At 59.8% G+C, this 19983-nt stretch carries 14 protein-coding genes and 1 pseudogene; 8 read left to right on the plus strand and 7 right to left on the minus strand.

Going from position 1 to position 19983, the window contains the following annotated elements; all coding sequences use genetic code 11:
* Positions 1-17: 17 nt before the first annotated feature.
* The 3 genes from ACMYR2_RS06230 (at position 18) to ACMYR2_RS06240 (ending at position 4995) form a co-directional block, all read left to right on the plus strand.
* Positions 18-1535 carry a protein adenylyltransferase SelO gene (locus ACMYR2_RS06230; RefSeq protein ID WP_347262721.1) on the plus strand — a complete coding sequence of 506 codons (1518 nt, stop codon included), beginning with the start codon at positions 18-20 and terminating at the stop codon, positions 1533-1535.
* Positions 1536-1748: 213 nt separating this feature from the next.
* Positions 1749-4595 (plus strand): malto-oligosyltrehalose synthase, encoded by a 2847-nt coding sequence (gene treY / locus ACMYR2_RS06235; protein ID WP_347262722.1) that lies wholly within the window; start codon positions 1749-1751, stop codon positions 4593-4595.
* 178 nt (positions 4596-4773) lie between these two features.
* Positions 4774-4995 carry a hypothetical protein gene (locus ACMYR2_RS06240; RefSeq protein ID WP_347262723.1) on the plus strand — a complete coding sequence of 74 codons (222 nt, stop codon included), beginning with the start codon at positions 4774-4776 and terminating at the stop codon, positions 4993-4995.
* A gap of 43 nt (positions 4996-5038) precedes the next feature.
* Here the strand turns inward: ACMYR2_RS06240 and pabB are convergent, their stop codons facing one another.
* The gene (gene pabB / locus ACMYR2_RS06245) at positions 5039-7156 is read right to left on the minus strand and encodes an aminodeoxychorismate synthase component I (protein ID WP_347262724.1); all 2118 of its coding nucleotides are present in this window, start codon (positions 7154-7156) and stop codon (positions 5039-5041) included.
* Positions 7157-7457: 301 nt separating this feature from the next.
* Between pabB and ACMYR2_RS06250 the strand changes: the two genes are divergently transcribed.
* The gene (locus ACMYR2_RS06250; RefSeq protein WP_347262725.1) at positions 7458-8252 is read left to right on the plus strand and encodes a universal stress protein; all 795 of its coding nucleotides are present in this window, start codon (positions 7458-7460) and stop codon (positions 8250-8252) included.
* 444 nt (positions 8253-8696) lie between these two features.
* Here the strand turns inward: ACMYR2_RS06250 and ACMYR2_RS06255 are convergent.
* The 6 genes from ACMYR2_RS06255 to ACMYR2_RS06280 all read right to left on the minus strand — a co-directional run bounded on the left by ACMYR2_RS06255 (position 8697) and on the right by ACMYR2_RS06280 (position 16356).
* Positions 8697-9832 (minus strand): IS3 family transposase gene (locus ACMYR2_RS06255; protein WP_416193871.1). Its coding sequence is split into 2 segments (ribosomal slippage): positions 8697-9562 and positions 9562-9832, totalling 1137 coding nucleotides; the frame shifts between segments, so codons are not numbered across the junction.
* On the minus strand, positions 9804-10334 hold the full coding sequence (locus tag ACMYR2_RS06260; RefSeq protein ID WP_416193872.1) for a CRISPR-associated endonuclease Cas1: 531 nt from the start codon (positions 10332-10334) through the stop codon (positions 9804-9806). The genes ACMYR2_RS06255 and ACMYR2_RS06260 overlap by 29 nt, the downstream gene beginning before the upstream one ends.
* Positions 10335-10421: 87 nt before the next feature.
* Positions 10422-13883, minus strand: coding sequence for a type II CRISPR RNA-guided endonuclease Cas9 (gene cas9 / locus ACMYR2_RS06265; RefSeq protein ID WP_416193873.1), 3462 nt, complete (start codon positions 13881-13883; stop codon positions 10422-10424).
* Positions 13884-14552: 669 nt separating this feature from the next.
* Positions 14553-14816 (minus strand): response regulator transcription factor, encoded by a 264-nt coding sequence (locus ACMYR2_RS06270; RefSeq protein WP_416193874.1) that lies wholly within the window; start codon positions 14814-14816, stop codon positions 14553-14555.
* Positions 14773-15375, minus strand: a complete 603-nt coding sequence (locus tag ACMYR2_RS06275) for a hypothetical protein (protein ID WP_416193875.1) — start codon at positions 15373-15375, stop codon at positions 14773-14775. The genes ACMYR2_RS06270 and ACMYR2_RS06275 overlap by 44 nt, the downstream gene beginning before the upstream one ends.
* A gap of 441 nt (positions 15376-15816) precedes the next feature.
* Complete coding sequence (locus tag ACMYR2_RS06280; protein WP_416193876.1) at positions 15817-16356, minus strand: hypothetical protein; 540 nt, start codon at positions 16354-16356, stop codon at positions 15817-15819.
* A gap of 183 nt (positions 16357-16539) precedes the next feature.
* Between ACMYR2_RS06280 and ACMYR2_RS06285 the strand changes: the two genes are divergently transcribed.
* The 4 genes and pseudogenes from ACMYR2_RS06285 to ACMYR2_RS06300 all read left to right on the plus strand — a co-directional run bounded on the left by ACMYR2_RS06285 (position 16540) and on the right by ACMYR2_RS06300 (position 19965).
* Positions 16540-17124: a hypothetical protein gene (locus ACMYR2_RS06285; RefSeq protein WP_416194069.1), complete on the plus strand. Its 585-nt coding sequence runs from the start codon at positions 16540-16542 to the stop codon at positions 17122-17124.
* Between the two features lie 234 nt (positions 17125-17358).
* The gene (locus tag ACMYR2_RS06290) at positions 17359-18039 is read left to right on the plus strand and encodes a hypothetical protein (protein WP_416193877.1); all 681 of its coding nucleotides are present in this window, start codon (positions 17359-17361) and stop codon (positions 18037-18039) included.
* Positions 17982-18584 (plus strand): annotated as a pseudogene (locus tag ACMYR2_RS06295) (ATP-binding cassette domain-containing protein); the annotation flags it as partial. The gene ACMYR2_RS06290 and the pseudogene ACMYR2_RS06295, both read left to right, overlap by 58 nt.
* 37 nt (positions 18585-18621) lie before the next feature.
* Positions 18622-19965, plus strand: a complete 1344-nt coding sequence (locus tag ACMYR2_RS06300; protein ID WP_416193878.1) for an HlyD family type I secretion periplasmic adaptor subunit — start codon at positions 18622-18624, stop codon at positions 19963-19965.
* The last annotated feature ends 18 nt before the right edge of the window (positions 19966-19983 follow it).

Raw genomic sequence — 19983 nt, forward strand, 5'->3', positions numbered from 1 at the left:
GGAACGACTTTAAGCGCATGAGCCAGCTTGCAGAGAAGTCGTGTGTCACCCCCGCGGATGCGGTCGCGCCCATTCCGTTCGACAACACCTATGCGCGGATGCCCGAAGCGTTTTATGAGCGCGTGAAACCGGCGGCGGTGGCGGCGCCGAAACTCCTGCGCGTGAATGACGCGCTGGCTCGCCAGCTGCGCATCGATCCGGCGTTCCTCAAGAGCCCCGAAGGCGTTGCCGTTCTTTCCGGCAACGGGATCGCGCCTGGATCGGACCCCATCGCGCAGGCTTACGCAGGGCACCAGTTCGGAAGCTTCGTGCCCCAGCTCGGCGACGGCCGGGCCGTCCTGCTCGGTGAGGTCGTGGACGCTGCGGGCAAAAGATTCGACATTCAGCTCAAAGGCTCTGGCCAGACCCGGTTCTCCCGGCGCGGCGATGGCCGCGCCGCGCTCGGTCCCGTGATCCGCGAATACGTCGTCAGCGAAGCCATGGCCGCGCTCGGCATTCCGACAACGCGCTCGCTGGCGGTGGTGTTGACCGGCGAACAGGTCATGCGCGAACGGGCGCTGCCCGGCGGGATCCTGACCCGCGTCGCGTCGAGCCACTTGCGCGTCGGCACGTTTCAGTATTTCGCGGCGCGTGGCGACGTCGAAAACCTTCGCGCCCTGGCCGATTATGCCATCGCCCGGCACTACCCGGACGCGCGCTCGGCTGAAGACCCGTATCTGGCCTTCTATGACGCGGTCGTCGCAGCGCTGGCCCGGCTGTCGGCACGGTGGATGCTTGTCGGCTTCATCCACGGTGTTCTGAACACCGACAACACCGCGATCGGAGGCGAGACGATTGATTACGGGCCTTGCGCGTTCATCGACGCGTATCGGCCTGACAAGGTTTTCAGTTCGATCGATCAGTTCGGACGCTATGCGTTTGAAAACCAGCCTGCCGCCGTGGGATGGAATCTGGCTCGGTTTGCCGAGGCCTTGCTGCCGCTGATAGCGGATGGCGGTGAGAAGGCGATTGAACGCGCAAATGCCTCGATCGCCGCCTTCGATGATCACTTCAATGCCGCGTATCTCGCAGGCATGCGTCGCAAGCTTGGTCTTGTCCGCGAGGTGGAAGGCGATCTCGAACTCGCGTCTGATCTGCTGACCCGGATGGCGGAGAACGGAGCTGACTTTACGTTGACTTTCCGCGCTCTGTGCGGGGCCGCCGCCGATGCGAAAGGCGATGCGGAGGTGAGGGGGCTTTTCACAGACCCGGCCGCTTTCGACGAGTGGGCCGGACGGTGGCGGGAGCGCCTGTCGCTTGAAGAACAGCCGGCCGGGATGAGACGCAGCGAAATGCTTTCCGTCAATCCGATGTTCATTCCGCGCAATCACCGCATCGAGGCGGCCATTCGCGATGCGGAAGCCGGACGCTTCGAGACGTTTCACGAACTTGTCGAAGTGCTGGCGCATCCCTTCGATGACCAGCCGAAGTTCGCCGACTATGCGAAGCCGCCCCGGCCGGAGGAAGAAGTCCGGCAGACTTTCTGCGGGACATAGCGGGCGGACCTCGTACAGGAATCGCGTCTCAATTTCCGCCAGCGCAACTTGCCTAAGTCCGGCACGGCGCGATCACTCGGGCCTTTCGCGGGAACTCACGCAACGTTGAGAAGTTGAAGAAGGCTTTCTCCCACCGCACGGCAACGTTGGCAGGTCAGTTCTACGTGCCGGCGACCTTTTTTTCATAACATCAATCGGCGGCGGACATACCGGATGACCCTTGATCGACGGGACCAGCCTGACCGCAAGCCGATCCCGCGCGCCACCTACCGGTTGCAGTTCAACAAGGATTTCGGCTTCGACCAGGCGGCGGCGCTTGCGCCTTATCTCGCCAGGCTGGGAATAAGCCATGTTTATTGCTCGCCCTATCTGCGGGCCCGCCCCGGCAGCACGCATGGCTACGATATCGTCAGCCATACCGAACTCAATCCGGAGCTCGGCGACGCCGCGGCCTTCGAGCGGATGGTTGCCGCGTTCCGGACAAACGGTCTCGGCCAGATCCTCGATTTCGTCCCGAACCACATGGGGGTGGGCGGCGCGGACAATCCGTGGTGGCTGGACGTGCTTGAATGGGGGCCGGATTCGCAATTCGCAGGCTGGTTCGATATCGACTGGGAGTCGGACCGCCGCTACCTGCAAGGCAAGCTGCTTGTGCCGTTTCTGGGCGACCAGTACGGCGCGGAGTTGCAGTCGGGCGCGCTCCGCCTGAGGTTCGATGCCGAAGCCGGCTCCCTGGCCGTGTGGGCATACGACACCCACAAGCTCCCCATTACCCCGCTTCATTACGAACGCGTTCTCGGCGATCGTCATCCGGATCTGGAGCGCATCGGCGACGCGTTCGCGCATCTTTCGACATGGCGGCCGCATATCGCCCGCCGGGCCGCGGATCTCAAGCTGGAGCTGGCCGAGTCCGTTCGGGACAATCCCGATCTGGCGGTTGCGGTCGAGGCCGCGGTGGACCGCTTCAACGGCGAGACCGGAGACCTGCAAAGCTGGTCGAAGCTGGACGCGCTGATCCGCGACCAGTATTGGCGCGCGGCCCACTTCCGCGTCGCGGCTGACGACATCAACTACCGGCGCTTCTTCAACATCAATGATCTGGCCGGGGTCCGGATGGAGCTTCCCCAGCTTTTCGACCACGCGCACTCGCTGGTGTTCCGGTTGCTCGAGCAGGGAGTGCTCGACGGAATCCGGCTGGACCACGTCGACGGACTTCTCGATCCGAAGGGATACTTCTCTCGCTTGCGGGAAAGAGCGCCGCGTCCATTTTACCTCGTTGTCGAAAAGATCCTCGCCTCTCATGAAAACCTGCGGGATGACTGGGACGTCGAGGGGACGACCGGCTACGAGTTCACCAACCTCGTCACCGGCCTTCTGAACGACCCCGCGGGTCAGGAGAACCTCTCTCGCGTCTACGCCGATTTCACCGGTGAACAGGCATCGTTCAGCGTCATCGTCCGCGATTCGAAAATGCGGATCATGGAGAATGAGATGGCGAGCGAGCTGAACGTGCTCGCGAGGGAAGCAGCCCGGGTGGCGCGCTCGAATCCGCGGACCGCCGACTTCACCAACAACGTCCTGCAGCGGGCGCTGAAGGAAATCATCGCGGTTTTCCCCGTCTACCGCACCTATGTTGACGGGCGCGGCGCACCTACCCCTGCCGACCGCCGCGATATCGACTGGGCCTTGGCGCAGGCCCGCCGCAACGGTGCCGCCCTGGACCCCAGCGTTTTCGACTTCCTCCACCAACTCCTGACCTGCGACCTCGTCGCCGAGCCGCGCAGCGGCTTCAGCCGCGTGGAGGTGGTGCGCGTCGCCATGCGCGCGCAGCAATATAGCGGCCCCGTGATGGCCAAGGGCCTCGAGGATACCGCCTTCTACCGCTACAACCGGATGCTGGCGCTGAATGAGGTCGGCGGCCACCCGGACCTGTTCAGCGTCAGCGTATCGGCCTTCCATCATGCCAATGCGCAGCGGGCGAAACGAACGCCGCATGCCATGCTGAGCACCGCCACGCACGACACCAAGCGCGGCGAGGATACGCGCGCGCGGCTGGCGGTGCTGTCGGAGATGTCGGACGACTGGGCCCAGTATGTTGCACTCTGGAGCCGGATGCTGCGGGCGCGCAACGCAGGAGCCGGGGAAGCTCCGCCGCCCGACCGCAATGACGAGTATGCGTTCTATCAGCTCCTGCTCGGGGCATGGCCGGCCCAACTCTCGGCGGGCCAGCTTGATCCGGAGGAGGTGGACGCCTTTCGCCAGCGGATCGAAGGCGCGATGACGAAAGCCTTGCGCGAAGCCAAAGTCCACACGACCTGGGCCGCGCCAGACACAGCATACGAAGACGCCGTGCTGGAGTTCATTCGCCATGCGCTGGACACCTCGCGCACCAATCCCTTCCTGGAGTCGTTTTCTGCGTTTCAGCAGCGCGTGGCCACCCTCGGCGTTCTGAACAGCCTCATTCAGGTCGTGCTGAAGCTCACGGCGCCCGGCGTGCCGGATCTCTATCAGGGCGCGGAGCTCTGGGACTTCAGCATGGTCGACCCGGATAATCGCCGCCCGGTCGATTACGGCATCCGGAGAACAGCGCTGGCATCCTTAGGATCCGGCGGGGGCGATCTTCCGGAGCTTCTGGAAAATTGGCGTGACGGCCGTTTGAAACTCCGCCTCATTGCCGAGACCTTGGCGCTACGCCAACGCGAACCCGAACTCTTCATGGATGGCTCCTATGAAGCGCTCCATGCCACAGGGCCGCAGGCTGATCGCCTCTGCGCTTTCATGCGCGCGGGCGAACATAGCGTGCTGGTGACCGCGGTAGCTTTGTACCCGTCCCGTGGGCATCAAGCAGACATATGGGGCGACTGCACTCTCGCTTTGCCATCCGAAGCCGCTCCGCAGCAATGGACCGAACTGTTCAGCGGGCGTGAACTCACGCTCTCGCACGGATCGCTTCTCGCCCGCGACCTGTTCGCCAGCCTTCCGGTCGCGCTGCTTACGCCTTCCGCTTCGGATTCCACCAGAAGCGGAAAGGCTCTGGCGGCGGAGCCCGTGATAGTCTAAGTAAACATCACCATAATAGAAAATCGAAGCTATCCCCACGAATAGACATCAGCCCTATCAGTCTTGAACGGAAGGCGCCGCGACAGCGGCTCTCCTTTTCTTGTCCGTTGTTTTCTTGTCCGTTGTGAACTCATCGCTTTTCTTCAACAACAACGAACCCAGGCGGTATTCGCTTATCATGCCTATTTTCAGCTACGTCATCACAGATCTGGCCGAGCGCAAATCGAAACCCATCAAGGTCCCCCTGCAGAACCACGAGGAGGCCGTGATGTACGGAAACCTTCTGGCTCGCGAGATGCTGGGTGATACGCCCGAACTCCCTGATAACGGGATGTGCATCACCATTCTCAACGACCAGGGCGAAACCGTTTCCATCCTGCCTTTTGGTTCCGTGAACTGACCACCCTGCGGGAGCCGTCACGCATGTGAGTCTCGGACATGGCTCAGCCTTGAGCCATGCGGCCGCCGGATTCCACCAGTCGATATTGATTTTCGCTGAAGTCTCCGGATGTTGCGAGGACGATCGATTTGATCGAAGCTTCGGCCTTCAGGAGCATTTCCTCAAGTTCTCCCTCGGGCGTGGATTCCGCAACCACGCCGCCTCCCACGCCGATGGAGAACCGCCCATTGGCCATCACGATGGACCGGATCACGATGCTCAGATCGGCGGCGCCATCATCGCCCAGCCAGCCAAGCGAGCCGGAATAGATGCCCCGGGCGCGCTGTTCCAATTGATCGATAAGCTCCAGAGTGCGGAATTTCGGCGCTCCCGTCATTGATCCGCCCGGAAACGCGCCGCTGCGCAGCACATCAATGAGCGTATGCTCCGGCTTCAGTACGCCGCGTATCGTGCTCACGAGCTGGTGGACGGTCTGATATGTTTCGACCTCGAACAGGCGCGAGACCGATACGGTTCCGGTCTCGCAACTGCGCGACAGATCGTGGCGCAGGAGATCGACGATCATTCCGTTCTCGGCCCGATTCTTTCGGCCAGCTCGCAGCATTTCGGCCAGCTGCTTGTCCTCCACCGGATCGACGGCGCGCCGGATCGTTCCTTTGATCGGCTTTGCTTCGATGTTGCCCTCGGTATCGACTGCGAGGAACCGCTCCGGCGAGGCGCTGAGGATGGCTCCGCCGGGCCATTTGAGAAAAGCAGCGAACGGAGCGGGATTGACGCTTCGCATCGCGCGGTAAACCCGCAGGGGCTCGACCGTGGCGGGGCAGGACAGCTCGCTGGTCAAACAGACCTGATAAGTCTCCCCTTGCGCGATCAGGTCGAGACAACGGGCGACCTTGGAAAGATAGTCCGCTCTTCCATCCTTCATGAGAAACGCGAGCGGGTTTGGGTCAACCGGGTCGGGGGAATCCAGGGGCGGGCGGCTCGCCGATTCGATCCGCTTGAGCGTTGAGCGAATCCAACGCTGCGCGCGGCCGGCTTCCTCGGGACTGTCGATCGCGCATACGTAGGTTTTCCCGTCGCGATGATTGACGGCGATGAACCTGTCCGGGCGGATCCACAAGGCGTCGGGTGTTGCAGCCCGCCGCGTGGTTGGCGAGCCGCAATCATGTCGCAGTTCGTAACCAAACCATCCGACATGACCGCCGGCGAAAGGACAGGGCGGTGCCGATTGCGGCGGGCCCGGCTGCTCCCTTTGAAGATACGCGAATATATCGGCGTTCTCCGTCCGGCGGCCACGAGCATCCTCGACAATGATCTGCCGCTCGATGTTGCGATACTGCACCGTCGCCGCATCTGGTCCCGATGCGTCTCCCATGTATGACCACTGCGACAGCGGGGACCCGGCAAGATTGCTGTCGAGCCAGAAGGCGAAGGGCTGATCAGCAAAGAGGGAACAGAACACCGCCTCGGTGTCGATCGCACGCGGGATCTCGAGCCAGAATGCTTTGCGGGCCGTCGCAACAGGCGGCGCGGCGCGCCGCTTGTTCGTCCGTGGAGGCGGCGGCGTTGAGGTTCTTCCTGTGAAGCGTAACGAAAGATCGCGAAAATTTCGTAGCAGGACTTTGCCATCCTCGGTGAGAAATGATTCCGGATGAAATTGAACGCCCCATTGCGGCCGTCCGTGACGGACGATGCCCATGATGAGGCCATCTTCGGTCCAGGCGATTTCCTCAAGAGTGGAGGGAAGGGGACGCTGGACCACAAAGGAGTGATAGCGGGCCGCGTTGAACAAGGGCGGCATGCCGGCGAAAAGGCCAGACCCATGATGCAGGATTTGGGAGGTGTGTCCGTGGACGAGCGAGGGAGCCCGCGCCAACGACGCGCCTGCCGCGATGGCGAGACCCTGATGTCCCAAACAGACGCCAAGCAACGGGACAGTGGCCGATTCGATCGCAGCCTTCGATAAGCCGAAATCGGCCTCCCGGTCGGGTCGTCCGGGGCCCGGCGAGATAACGATATTATCGAATCGTTCTCCGGAGAGTTCGTCCCATGTCACCGCATCGTTGCGGACGACCAGGGGATCTTCCTGATTTATATCGGCAATCAAGTGCACCAGATTGTAGGTGAATGAATCGTAGTTGTCGACTATCAGCGTCCTCACCACATGACCTCGGCACGCACTGGTTCCCGCCGGACGGGCTGACGAGAACTGATCGATCGGAAATGATCGCGGGGAAGCTAAGTACGATACATTTTCCCTGAAGTCTCGCATTCGCCACCAGCGACGAGCCATACGAGCCTCTTGTGTTGCGCATATAGCGCTTCCGTTTGGGCAATGAACCATTGTTTTGTTTCGGGAGGATCGATCAGGCACGAAAGAATGTAGGTTTGGAGCTTTGAGATCGCCGTGATTTTCGATATCATAGTGCTGCGGCGGATGTTCAGATTGAGGAGAGAATTGAATGTTCAAGGACATCATTCTTCATCTGGAGCGCGATCCCTCGCGGGATATCGCTCGTGATTTCGCTGTTTCGATAGCTGAAGCTTTTTCCGCCCACTTGACGGCGCTTATATTTAACTTCGAGGCGAACATTCCCGCGGATGCTCTTGGCGACCTCTTTGCCGAGAGTGAGACAGAGGCGCGCGGCGCAATTGAGCGTTTTGAACTGGCGACGAAACGCGGCGCTCTCTCAGCTGAATCGCGTCTTGTTTCAGGAACACCGAAGACATTCTCGGAAGTAGCGCGGTGTTTTGATCTCAGCGTCGTCATGCAGTCCGACGATCATAAGGGCATCAGCAACAGCATTCTTATCGAAACGACGCTGTTTGATTCCGGACGGCCGCTCATTATCGTTCCCAGCACTCAGCGGGAAACTCTGAAGCTCGAAAAAGTCGTGTGCTGTTGGGATGGAAGCCGCACCGCTGCGCGCGCCATTAATGATGCGTTGCCGTTTCTGAGAAAAGCCAACGCTGTCGAGCTGCTCATCGTTGAAGATGAGACGACCACGAATGACCAGGTTAAGGGGACTGAAATCGGCCGGCATCTCGCTCGGCATGATATCAAGGTAGCGGTGGAAACGATACCAGCGGCTGATAGGGACGTCGCGAATGCAATTCTGTCGCATGTTGCGGGCAGCCCGACGAGTCTGCTTGTCATGGGCGGCTATGGACACTCTCGCCTGCGTGAATTTGTATTCGGTGGAGCGACGCGCGGAATGCTCTCGGCGATGACCGTTCCCGTTTTCATGTCGCATTGAGGTGGGATGGCGGCGCTGAAAGGACCATTGCGCTAAAGCGCCTTCAATCACCGGTCTGTTAGAGACTGTTTCGACTGCGTTAAATCAGACTCGCCGCTTATCTTTTTGTTTGAGCATGATCTTATCCGAGAACCGGTTTCCACTTTTCGGGCCCATGCTCTAAAATCGGTAAAGTTCGAGTTTTGCCATTTCCAGAGTTGCGGTTGGCCCTCAATCACCAGTCCGCTAAAATGATCGGTGAGCAAACTCATAAAACCTTTTTGTTGCGGTTGGCCCTCAATCACCAGTCCGCTAAAATAGTCCAACCGATATTCGGCCCCTCAAGTTCGTTGCGGTTGGCCCTCAATCACCAGTCCGCTAAAATACCGGTTGCGGTCGAGGCATGAGGTGGACCCGCTTGGTGAGACAGTTTGGCGGCCTGGCTAAGGTGGATCGGGTTCGTTTCTACGCCGCCAATTGCTCCGTCATTTCCGCCATAGCATGGACCTCGTCGGGCGTCCTGCCGGCGAAGGTCGAGTGCGGGCGTCGCCGGTTGTAATAGTCTATCCAGGAGCCGATGCCGCAGCGGGCTTGGCTTCCCGTTTCGAATGCGCTGAGGAAGACGCACTCATATTTGAGGCTGCGCCACAGTCGTTCGATGAAGACGTTGTCCATCCAGCGGCCGCGCCCGTCCATGGAGATGCGGATGCCGGCATCCTTCAGCGTCGTCGTGAAGGCGAAGCTAGTGAACTGCGAGCCTTGGTCGGTGTTGAAGATGTCGGGCCTGCCATGGCAGGCGATCGCCTCTTCGAGAGCGGCAACACAGAAGTCGGCATCCATCGTGTTCGACAACCGCCAGGCCAGGACCTTGCGGCTGAACCAGTCCATGATGGCCACGAGGTAAAGGAAGCCGCGCCGCATCGGGATATAGGTCACATCGGCACACCAAACGTGATCCGGCCGCTCGATCGCCAGGTGCCGCAGCAGGTAGGGATAGATGCGATGCTGCGGATGCGGCTCGCTGGTTCTCGGCGCCTGGTAGATCGGCGACAGACCGATCTTGCGCATCAGCCGCCGGACCCGCTTGCGACCCACGCACCAGCCCTGACGCCGCAGATGCCGGGCCATCTGCCGGGAGCCATACCAGGGCGTCTCCATGAAGGCCTCGTCGATGGTGCGCATCAGTTCGAGGTTCTCGGGCGTCTCGCCGGCGGGCTGTCGGTAGAACGACGCCCGCGAGATCGAGACCAGTTCGCACTGGCGGCGGATCGAGAGCCGGTTGTGATCGGGGTCAATCATCATTCTCCTCCGATCCAGGCTCAGCGATCGAAGGCCTTGGCCAAAAAATCCCGCTCAACGACAAGCTGGCCAATCTTGGCGTGCAGCTTGGTCACCTCGGCTTCCCGGCCGACCTGCGCATCAGCAGCCTTGTCGTCGAACGTCTTGGCCAGGTTCTCGATGGCCTGCCGTTTCCACTGCGTAATCTGGTTCGGATGAAGCTGGTGCTTTGTCGCCAGTTCCGAAATCGTCCGCTCGCCACGGATCGCCTCAAGCGCAACCTTGGCCTTGAACTCAGCCGTAAATCGTCTGCGTGTCTTCATACCGGATCGTCCTTTTCATCGGGCGATCCACCTTATGCCCCTGTCTCAGAAACCGGCACCACCTCAGGTCGCGTCGTTGCGGTTGGCCCTCAATCACCAGTCCGCTAAAATAACCGCGCTGGACTGCAAGTCGTTCGGTGAGTTGCGGTTGCGCAAGGATCTTGGCTTGAACGATCTGCTGCCAGAGTCGTTTTTTCAGCGGAGCCGACGCATTCGCTTGATCGCTCATGCGGCCTGCCTGTGCATGATGGCCGTCGACCGGCCACACCACCGCTGCGGGACGATGATTGGCCCCGCAAAGAACGACCGGCACTCCGCGGGTCGCCAGATTGACAAGCAGGTTGTTCGAGTAGGTCAGGCCATGCGCGTTCGCGATCACCGCCGCGACGTCATCCAGCGGCACCCGGCCGATTTCGCCGGTTTTCTCGGACACGATCATGAAGCCGCGTTCAGTCGCGAGATGCCGACCGTCGCCGGCGACTTCCACTACGCGTCCCACCATGTGGTGAACCTCCTGCGGGCGAGCCTTCGCGTCGCAGGATTATGAGGCGGTGCTGCGAATGCTCGCAACACGTGTGTTAAGACAAGGTTAACTTGGCATGATGCGCCATACCCGGCCGAGTTCGTCAACGCGCACCGGCACGGCGTTCAGCTTCTTCAGCGTATTGTAGGACGCCATCAGCCAGCGGAAGGGGTCGATCTCGTTGTCGGTTGCATGACGCTTGTCGAGATTGCCCGTTTCGTTGTGATCGGCGAGCTTGAAACGTGCTGCTGACGCATCGAGCCGATGAACGACCATGATCCGGGTCCGGCCGTCATGATCGAGCCGGATCAGATCTCCCTTGTGGATTCGCATTACCAGCTTCGCGTGGTCGTTGGCGTTACGCCATTGCGGCGCATGCGCTATCCTCGCGCCGGCGTTCTTCTTGTTGGCATCGAAACGACGCACCGCCTCGCCGTTCCATTTACCGTCGGCCGTCTCGAAAACTTCCACGCAGAAATTCTCGCCCGCACTGTACGCCTTGTACACGGCGCCGGTGGTCCGGTCGGTGATCGGAACGAGATAATCCGCCTTCTCCTTCTTGAGAATACGGACGTGCCGCAAGCCGTGCTTGAGCTGCGGATACAAATCGGATGGTTCCTTCAATTGTCGTAGCGCGTCAGCCAGCGCCACGCCCTTCTTCTTCTCCGCGTCAACATGCTCGCGCGCGATCCTGCGCAGGCGACGATCGCGGATGCGATCGATCTCGTTCTCGTTCAGGCCTTCGATCGCCTTGCGATAAACAAGGTTCCCGTCCTCTTCTTCGGTCTGGCCCGTGATATCGAGTGGCTTGACGAAGCCATAGGCGCTGTCTTCGTGCAGCTTGCCCTCGATGCCGTGATCCGGTTTGTGTGAAACCACCATCTTCTCCAGCGCCCCCTTGAGATCGTCGCGCATGGCCGGCCATGGCGGCTCGATGACGAACTTCTCTCGCTCCTCGTCATAGGCGCTGGCCATCTTCCAGAGCAGCGAGCGATCCGTTAGTGCAACGACGAGGCCGTCGATGGCGTGATGGCGGTGATCGGCGCGGTTCTTGATCCCCGAGAATTCCATGTCGTCGGTGGAGGCGAGGAATTCCTCCGCTTTGTCCTGCACGCCAGCATAGTTGTGATCCGGCAGCAGCGCATTCAGACCCCATTTGCCGCGCAGCATACCGGTAAGGCGGCCCGGGACGACCCATATCCGGTTCGAATCGGTCGCAGCGCCGAGATATTGTTTAGCAAGCCGCGCCAGCCAGCCCGTTTCGTTGAGCTGTCGCGCGAGAAAGCCTCCAATTTTATCAAAACGTTGCATGGCATCGGCTTCGAATCGCCAACTCTTGTTGCCCAACAGTGCCGCGCGATCTCCAATTTCAGTCCAGTCGTACTTTCTGCCGTCAATCGTCGGGCTTGATCCAAATGCTTGGAATGGAATTCGATTACCTTTATGACGGTTGGCATATGCAAAGCACACAGTTTTGTTTGCTGCGCTATCGTCCCATGTCATTGAGAACGGCAAAATATGATCAATTTCAACTCTCGAAGAAAGGAGGGCTTCTATGCAAATGGAATCACCGGTGTAGGGACATTTACGATCGGCACTATCTCCGGCGCCCAACTCCTCCCACAACCTCATTCTTAAGAGGTCATTGCCGGTGGGAATGTAATGCTCTCCTAGGATTTCGCGAATTTTTTCTTTCCGCTTCTCATTTTTCTCCTGATTCCTGCGTTGTTCGCGCTGCTTCTCCGCCTTCTGCTGCTCAGACAGCTTCAGCGCGCGAGTGAATTCGATGGCGATTTCCGTCGGCGGACCAAACCTGTCGATCAGTTCATTGACGATGCGGCGCAACTGCCCCAGTCCGATATGCACGGTCGGATTCGGAAACTGGCCGTATTGTTTTTCCTTCTGATGCCGCGCGTCGCCGCTGCCGACCACGGCGTCCTGTAGCCATTGGCCGTAATAGGGCAGGCGTCCTGTCTGTGAAAGAACGCCATCTGCCTGCTGAGCTGGATCGTAGCGAGGGTCAGCCTTTTTTGCGGCGTTGTAAAAGCGAATGCCCGACTTACCGTCATCTTCGAACCCATCCTGCATGATTGGTACGATCTTTTTGAGCGCACGCAGGCCGAGCCGGCAATGGCCGTCCGGTAACGTGGTGTTGGCCACGCGCGGCGCTGCCGCGCCATCGAGCGCGCATTCGCTTTCGAGCCATGCGATCAGCTCGTTCTCGTCTTCGGTCTCCTCCAGCTTCGTCACGATCGCGATCTGCCGCTCCGGCGGGAAGCCGCGCCATGCCTTGCCGAATCCTTTCTTGTCCGAAAGACGCGCGGCGGTCTGGTCGCCATCGAGCGCCGCGCGCCGGTCGGACTCCAGATTGAACCTGGCTTCCGCCGGCAGCTTGAGCAGCGCGCGCAGCTTGTCGAACTTTACCTCTCTGTTGGCCAGCAACGCGGCCACGACGAGATCGCTTTGCTCCTTGGTGAGCTTGCGCGAGCCCTTGCCGGTTTCGCGGATCTCGAGGTTGCGCGCTTCCGACAGAATACGAAAGCGCTGCGCCAGCGGATGCGACCACGGCGCGCGATAGCCTTCCGGATCCTCCTTGAAAGGGCGCGTCGCGGGATCGAGCGTGCATTTTCCGACGATTGCGGGCTTAAGAGGACGCTGGAAGAAGATGATGTGTTCGATCTCCGCCCTCACATCATCCGTCATCGCCGCATGATGTTCGCGCTGCGCCGTCCAGATGGCGTTGAATTCATCCAGCAGCATCGCGCGGGTGGGATAGAAGTCGTAGCTCGCCTTGGCGCCAGAAATACGGGCGCGGGCACGGACGCCATCGGGCGCATCCCTCTGGGGCAGCACCTCATCGCCGAACAGGCGCTTACGGGCTTTAGCCCAAGCCTTCTTGCGGGCGTTGCCGGTGAGATGATCCTTGCCGAGCCGCACGAGTTCGGCGCGGATGGCTTTCCGGCGGGTCTCATAGGATTCACGCAGGTGCATGTCAGCGAAGAATGCGCCGAGCGTGCTGGCATTCGCTTCCTTCATTGCAGCATCAAGTTTCGACGCCGCCTGCTTGATGGCGCCGTCTTCGCTCTGTTTGCTGTCGGTCTTGCGGTTCGACTGAAAGCCGCGGCGCTGGTTGAGATGAAACAGCGCCCGGCCGACATGATGCGCGGGCAGGGGATCTGTCAGCGCCGCCTTGCGCAGCGCATAGGGATCGAGGGTTTCGAGCGCCTTGCGCTGGCGCGCATCGTCCGGGAGCAGGCCGTATTTAATGAGCGCGGCGATCAGTCGTTTGCGGCGATCGACGAAGCGGTCGCGCCGCTTGCGCGCCCCCCGCGCCATGCGGCGATCGACGGCGTTTGAGGTGCCGGATTGCGGGTCGCGGCCATCGGGAAAGATGCGGACGCCGCCGGGGCCGAGTCCAATGGGCTCATACCGGTCGCCGCGTTTCTCAAGATATGTGACGAACCAGCCGAGGGAATTGGAGCCGAGGTCCAGGCCCAGGCGGTACGCCCTTGATATCCTTTTATGCATCTCTCATGCTCCCCCGGGCATGAGAGACGGGAAACGAATCAGGAAGACAACGTTTGCACCTGCTGTCTCACCGACCCGCTCCCGCCTCTTTGCCCCAGCCCGCCCGCGGTTCGATGCGGGCTGTTTTGATTCTGAAAGTTCATCCAAGCCTCTTGACGGTTCCATTTAACCATTGCACAATCTGTGCGTGCAAGAGCCTTACGGCAGACTTACTGGTTTTAGCGGACTGGTGATTGAGGGCCTCCCGTTAACAAGCTTATGCACAAAATGGGGCACCCTGCGGGGTGCCCCTTCCATTTTGCGATGACCATTCAGACGTTGTTTGCGGAGCTCTTATGGGTAGCCCGCGCGCCTGTTAGAGACGGGGAAAGCGAAGTTTGATGTCTAGCCGAATATGAATCGCGCGAGGGAGGTACCTTAGAACCGTGCTGAGCAGTCGCATTTAGCATCATCTTTCGAATTTAGCGGACTGGGATGAGGGCCAACCGCAACTCAGACGCCTTGTCACAATGAGTCTGGGACATTTGGCCTGAACTCACACATCATGATCGATTTTCTATGCTGATGCAAGGCGTCTGAGAGAATGTACGTGAAAGGCCACAGCCCACCTTTCCGACTGTGCGTTCGATTGCGACCGACCAGACAAGTGTCTCCTGCGCGCGAGTGAGATTAATCAGCTCGGTCGTGTTCCAGCCTTTCAAACAAGCTGCTCACCATCATCGCGACCTCTGTACGGTTCCGGGCCTTCAGCTTGCGCATAATGTGACGGATGTGGGCTTTCACGGTGCTTTCACACATGCCGAGTTCATAGGCGATCTGCTTGTTCGCCTTGCCGCGGCGCAGCGCCTCGATGACCATGATCTGACGCGAGGTGAACAGCTGGCTTTCATCATGACCAGCGTTCTGGAAAGACGACATCACGCTGATGGGCACAAATGCCGCCGGCTTCCACCAATCGCACCGCTTCCAGGGCGATGCCGAGGGTCATGCTTGTCGGAATATAACCACGCGCGCCGCTCTCGATCGCGCGCATGACCCGTGATCCGTCCTCGACATCCGATACGATGATCAAGGGCGCGCTCACGGCGACGCGGGCGAGGCTCTCGATGTCATCGATATCATTCAGCGTCTTCTTTTGGGGAGTCCGGGTGTAGAGAAGGATAACCGATGGAGCAGGAAAATCACTCTCCACTTTTATCCAGTCTGACAAAGTCGCGAATGAAAAGACCGCGTGACTGACATACCTGGCCTGCAAACAATACACCAGGCAATCGCGGACAAGGGCTCTTTCGTCGATAATGATAATTGAGTTCTGCGCGGGCTTTGGCCCGGCGTCGAACGAATCTTTTGTTTCTCCGACGCATTGTGTGCCCCGACCTTTGTGATCAAGGTCTGCAGCTTGTGCTGATGGTGGTGAGGAGGGCCTGGCTGCGGGGTTCTTTGGACGCGCCTGCCAGGGCGAGTCCACACTAACAATAGCCGCGTTCTGCAATCGCGCTTGTCTGTGTCGGCGCGCTGGAGGCGATGCACCGCATGAGGCGCTTCCAACGTTCAACTGTGGTCGAGGATCAAGAGGAGGACGTGGATAAGCTATTCGGATTGGGGCGGATGTCGTGCGGACTTTCTGGTCAGTCGATGTGAAATGATCAAAAAAAATGGTTTCCGTCAGAACAACGATATTCGTTCGCGCTCATAGGTACCCCTACTCAATCCATTCTGAACGCTGTGACGTACGGGTCGGTCCACCCCTAACCGCTCAAACCTTTCCGTCGCCAGCCTCCTTATGCAATAAACTCAAACGTGGTTCAGAGTTTCAAACGCGGTTCAGAGTGTCCCTCTCTGATCCTCGTAAACTCTAGTTCAATTTTAGCAGCCGGACTATAGCCCTTTCATAACAGAACAGGTGGAGACAAATCCGGTTCCCCTCCGGGTTTCAGGCCGGTTTCACCAGGGGGAGCCGGGCAATATAGGTGTCGAAAGCGTCGGTCCAGTTGCCTGTGGCCGGGCTCAGCGTCGTGCCGATGTGACGGCCATCGTCCATAAGCGCGTCCGCCTCCGGCGAAGCTTCCGTTATCTGCCACGGTTCATAGCCGATCGAAGCGACGGCGCCGGGGTTGCATAAACGTATGGCCACCATCATCGCGCTGTAGCATCCATGCTGGAACTCCCGTGGATGTGAGTTGCTCAGCGTTAACGCGTCTTCTCCGATTAGGTCAGCATCCATGCCCGTGATCTCTCCCCACGCCTGCGATTGAACGAGGCTCAGATCGTGGTCCTGCAAGTCACGACAGCCGATGCGGGCGACGATGGTGATGAGCGTCAGCATGAACCCAGCGAGGTAAGGATCGCGCCAGGCGGTGTCGGGAATGCCGTTCAGGGAAGCGCGACTCCGTTCGACCAGCGGACCGATCGTCGTCACAGCCGCTCGACGTGCTCTCCTGACCTCCGCCATAGCAACCGCCCAGCGCAGCATTCCGGTCTCCTGATCACATTATCGCGGACTTCTCCGAACGATGGAGGCTTGTCTTCTTCCCTATCCTACGGGACGATGGCTCCGTGGGACAGAGCTTGTTGCTCCGCCGACGCTTTCGACCCCGTCCCTGGTGCTTTTAACGTTGCGGGCCGAGCGCCCGCTTTTCCAGATGCGATGGCAGATATGACCGCCAGCCACCTTCCTCAAAAACCCGATTTCGCCGCGCTTGAGGCGGCGGCGCCGGAAACGGCGGATCGCCGGACGACCGTTCTGTCCCTGATCGGGAGCCTGGTCTTCAACTGGTCCAACAACGAAAGCCTGTTTATCTATGTTTTAATGCTGCTTTTGAAGGTCGACCAGGTGTCGGCTGCCATTGTGTTTGCGACGCTGAACACCACCCGGGCAAGGCTGGATCTCATCCAGCGACTGGCACGGGTCAAGATCAGGGACAAAGCGCTCAGCCAGGAACTCGATCGCGTGATCGACCGGTTCAACGACGGCACCCACATTCGAAACGAGTTCAATCACTGCATGTATACGGTCGATGACACCGGTGTGATATCGCATACGCAGTCGATGCGCCTGGTTCAGACTCGCAGCGCCCTTCGTTTCGGTGAGGTCAAGCCGCTGGATGATGCCCGCATTTACGAGATCTCGGAAGCAGTGCGTGAAATGGCGCGGATCAACCGGGAGATCTGGGATTTTCTCCCGCGGCTGGAGGATCACTTGCGGGATCATGAGCCGACCAGCAATGACCTTAAGCCGTAGGGGACTACTCCTTTCGGTCAATGATCGTTCGCCTCAAGGCGGTTGTAAATCTACCTAAGGGCAGCTAGCCGCGACGATACTGTTGGGAGAGCTTTGCAGCGCGAAACAGGCCAATGGCCGATTTCGTCGCCGGCAGAACCGGCGTAGCAACCGGCATCGCTTCCCGGCAAGGCCGCTGACGTAGAAGATTGGCGCGCTTTGGTCGCGACGATGCTCCTCCAACAGGAGCCTGACATGTCTAGAGACAATCGCCGTAACGATCACAGAGATGATCACAACAACGACCCGACGCAGAACCAGGGCCAGGCGCAAGCCAATCTGCAGGCTCAGCTGCAGGGACAGGCCAATCTGCAGGGTCAAGGCCAGGGGCAGGGTCAAGGCCAGAGCCAGGGCCAAGACCAGTTCGCCCACCAGACCGCCGTTCAGGGGCTTTATTCATCCAGCGACAACACCAATCTGAACGGCAACGGCAACTGGAACTCGAACGACAACAAGGTCGAGAACGCCGTCGACAACAAGCTCGATAACAGTGTTGACAACAAGCTCGACAACAGCATCGACAACAAGATCGAGAATAACGTCGAGAACACTGTCGAGACCAAGGTCGACGTGGACGTCAAAGTTGATCTGGACCTGGATGGCAGCAGCTTCTCCAATCCGGTCATCGATCTCAGCGGGATCCACGATATCCACGATTCGCTGGTCATGCCTGACGTGGTCAATCAGACGCTGAACGGCGGTGGTAACCAGTTCAACATCGATCAGGTCAACAGCCTGGTGGATAACGATCACCTCAGCAATCCGTCGGTGAACTTCAACGGCGGGTACGACTTGTGCGATCCGTGCGATCCGAGAGGGCGCGAATGCTGGTGGGATCGATCATTCCGACCGCCGGGAATGTTCGTCTGGACATGATGGATCTGCGCAACTGGGATCCGCGCCAGTTCGGCGAAAGCGTCGGCTACCTGCCCCAGGAGGTTCAACTGCTTCCGGCGTCGATCAAGGCGAATATTGCGCGAATGCGCGCGGACGCGATCGATGAAGACATCTTCGATGCGGCTGAAACGGCGGACGTTCACGAGATGATTTCAGAAATGGCTCAGGGCTACGAGACCGTTATCGGCATGGATGGCAGCCCGCTGTCGGGCGGGCAGCGGCAGCGGATCGGGCTCGCGCGCGCCTTCTACGGCAATCCCCGGTTGATCGTGCTCGATGAGCCCAACGCTAATCTGGATGCGAGCGGCGAGCGGGCGCTGGCGAAGGCATTGATGCGTGCGAAGGAGAAGCGGATGACGGTGGTGACCATCACGCAGCGGCCGGCGCTGCTACAGAGCGTCGACAAGATCATGATCTTGAAGAATGGCGCCGTGCAAGCGTTCGGAGCGCGCGACGAAGTGATTCCGCTGATGTCAGGCCGCAAACGACCCAGCCCGTCGGCCGCGCCAATGCTCGACGCATGATCAGGGGCCAAACAGAGGCGAGCCGGGAGAGACGATCATGAGCATGACAGCGACTGGCGATCAGCCTTGGCACGTCGATCTTCCACGCTCGACACGCGGCCACACCCTGGCAGGCATTGTGATCGTGGTGGTGACGGTATTGGGATTCGGTGTGTGGGGCAACACGGCGCCGATTGCCGGTGCCGTCGTGGCGTCCGGCGTGTTCGTGGCGACAGGCCAGAACAAAATCATTCAGCATCTTGAAGGCGGCATGATCGACGAGATCAAGGTTCGTGAAGGTGATACCGTGGTACCCGGACAGATCCTCGTTGAACTGGACCGGACTTCGGCGAAAGCCGAGATGCAGCGGCTCTTTCTTCGCAACGCACGGCTCACGGCCGTCGATGCGCGCCTGCAGGCACAGGTTCGCGAGGAAGCGGAAGTCAACTTTCCGCCGGAACTGGCGTCCGATTCAAAGGATCCGCAGATACGCAGCATCGTCAACGCACAACTGCTTGCTTTCACGGCTCAACGCAACAACACAAACAGCGACATCGCCGGAATTGAGGACAGCATCAAGGCCCTGAACGAGCGCATCGCGGGATCCAAGGTTCAACTCGACGGTGTGCGGAGGCAGATCGCGCTCATCGAGGAAGATGTCAAGACCAAGGAACATCTTCTGGCGGCAGGGCTCGTGCGCAAGCCCGAGGTTCTTCTTCTGCAACGTAATCAGGCCAATCTGGAAGGCGAGGTCGGCCGCATCATGGGCGACATCGGAGACGCCAAGGAGCGGATAGCCCGTGCGATCGAGCAGATCAACGGCGTGCGGAAGGTCGCCATCAAGACCGCCGTCGAGCAGATGCACGAAGTGCGTGGTGAACTGGTCGACGTTCGCGAGCGTATGCAGAGCGCGAAGGGCGTTCTGGACCGAACCACGATCCGCGCCCCGGTCAAGGGCGTCGTCGTCAAGCTGCGATTTCACACGCGCGGCGGCGTGGTGGAGCCGGGGAAGCCCATCATGGAATTGTTGCCGCTCGATGAGCCATTGATCATCGAGGCCAGGGTGAGGCCCCAGGATATCGACTCGGTCAAGCACGGCCAGGAAGCGATGGTTCGGCTGACGGCGCTCAGCCAGCGGGTTACGCCGATGGTGTCGGGGGACGTTATCTATCTCTCGGCCGATACGGTCGCCGACGAGAAAAAATCGCTACAGACCGGACCGACCGACATTTACGTCATTCGCGTGCGGCTGAATAACGCCGAAGTTGTCGCGATCCATGGCTTCCATCCGACGCCGGGCATGCCGGCTGAAGTCTTCATCAAGACCAGCGAGCGAACCTTCTTCCAGTACATCATGAAGCCGATCGATGACAGCATGTCACGGGCGTTTCGCGAGCGATAGGAGTACGGCGGGGACGCA

It is taken from the genome of Nitrobacter sp. TKz-YC01 (genome assembly GCF_047824785.1).
In the GTDB taxonomy this organism is placed as follows: domain Bacteria; phylum Pseudomonadota; class Alphaproteobacteria; order Rhizobiales; family Xanthobacteraceae; genus Nitrobacter.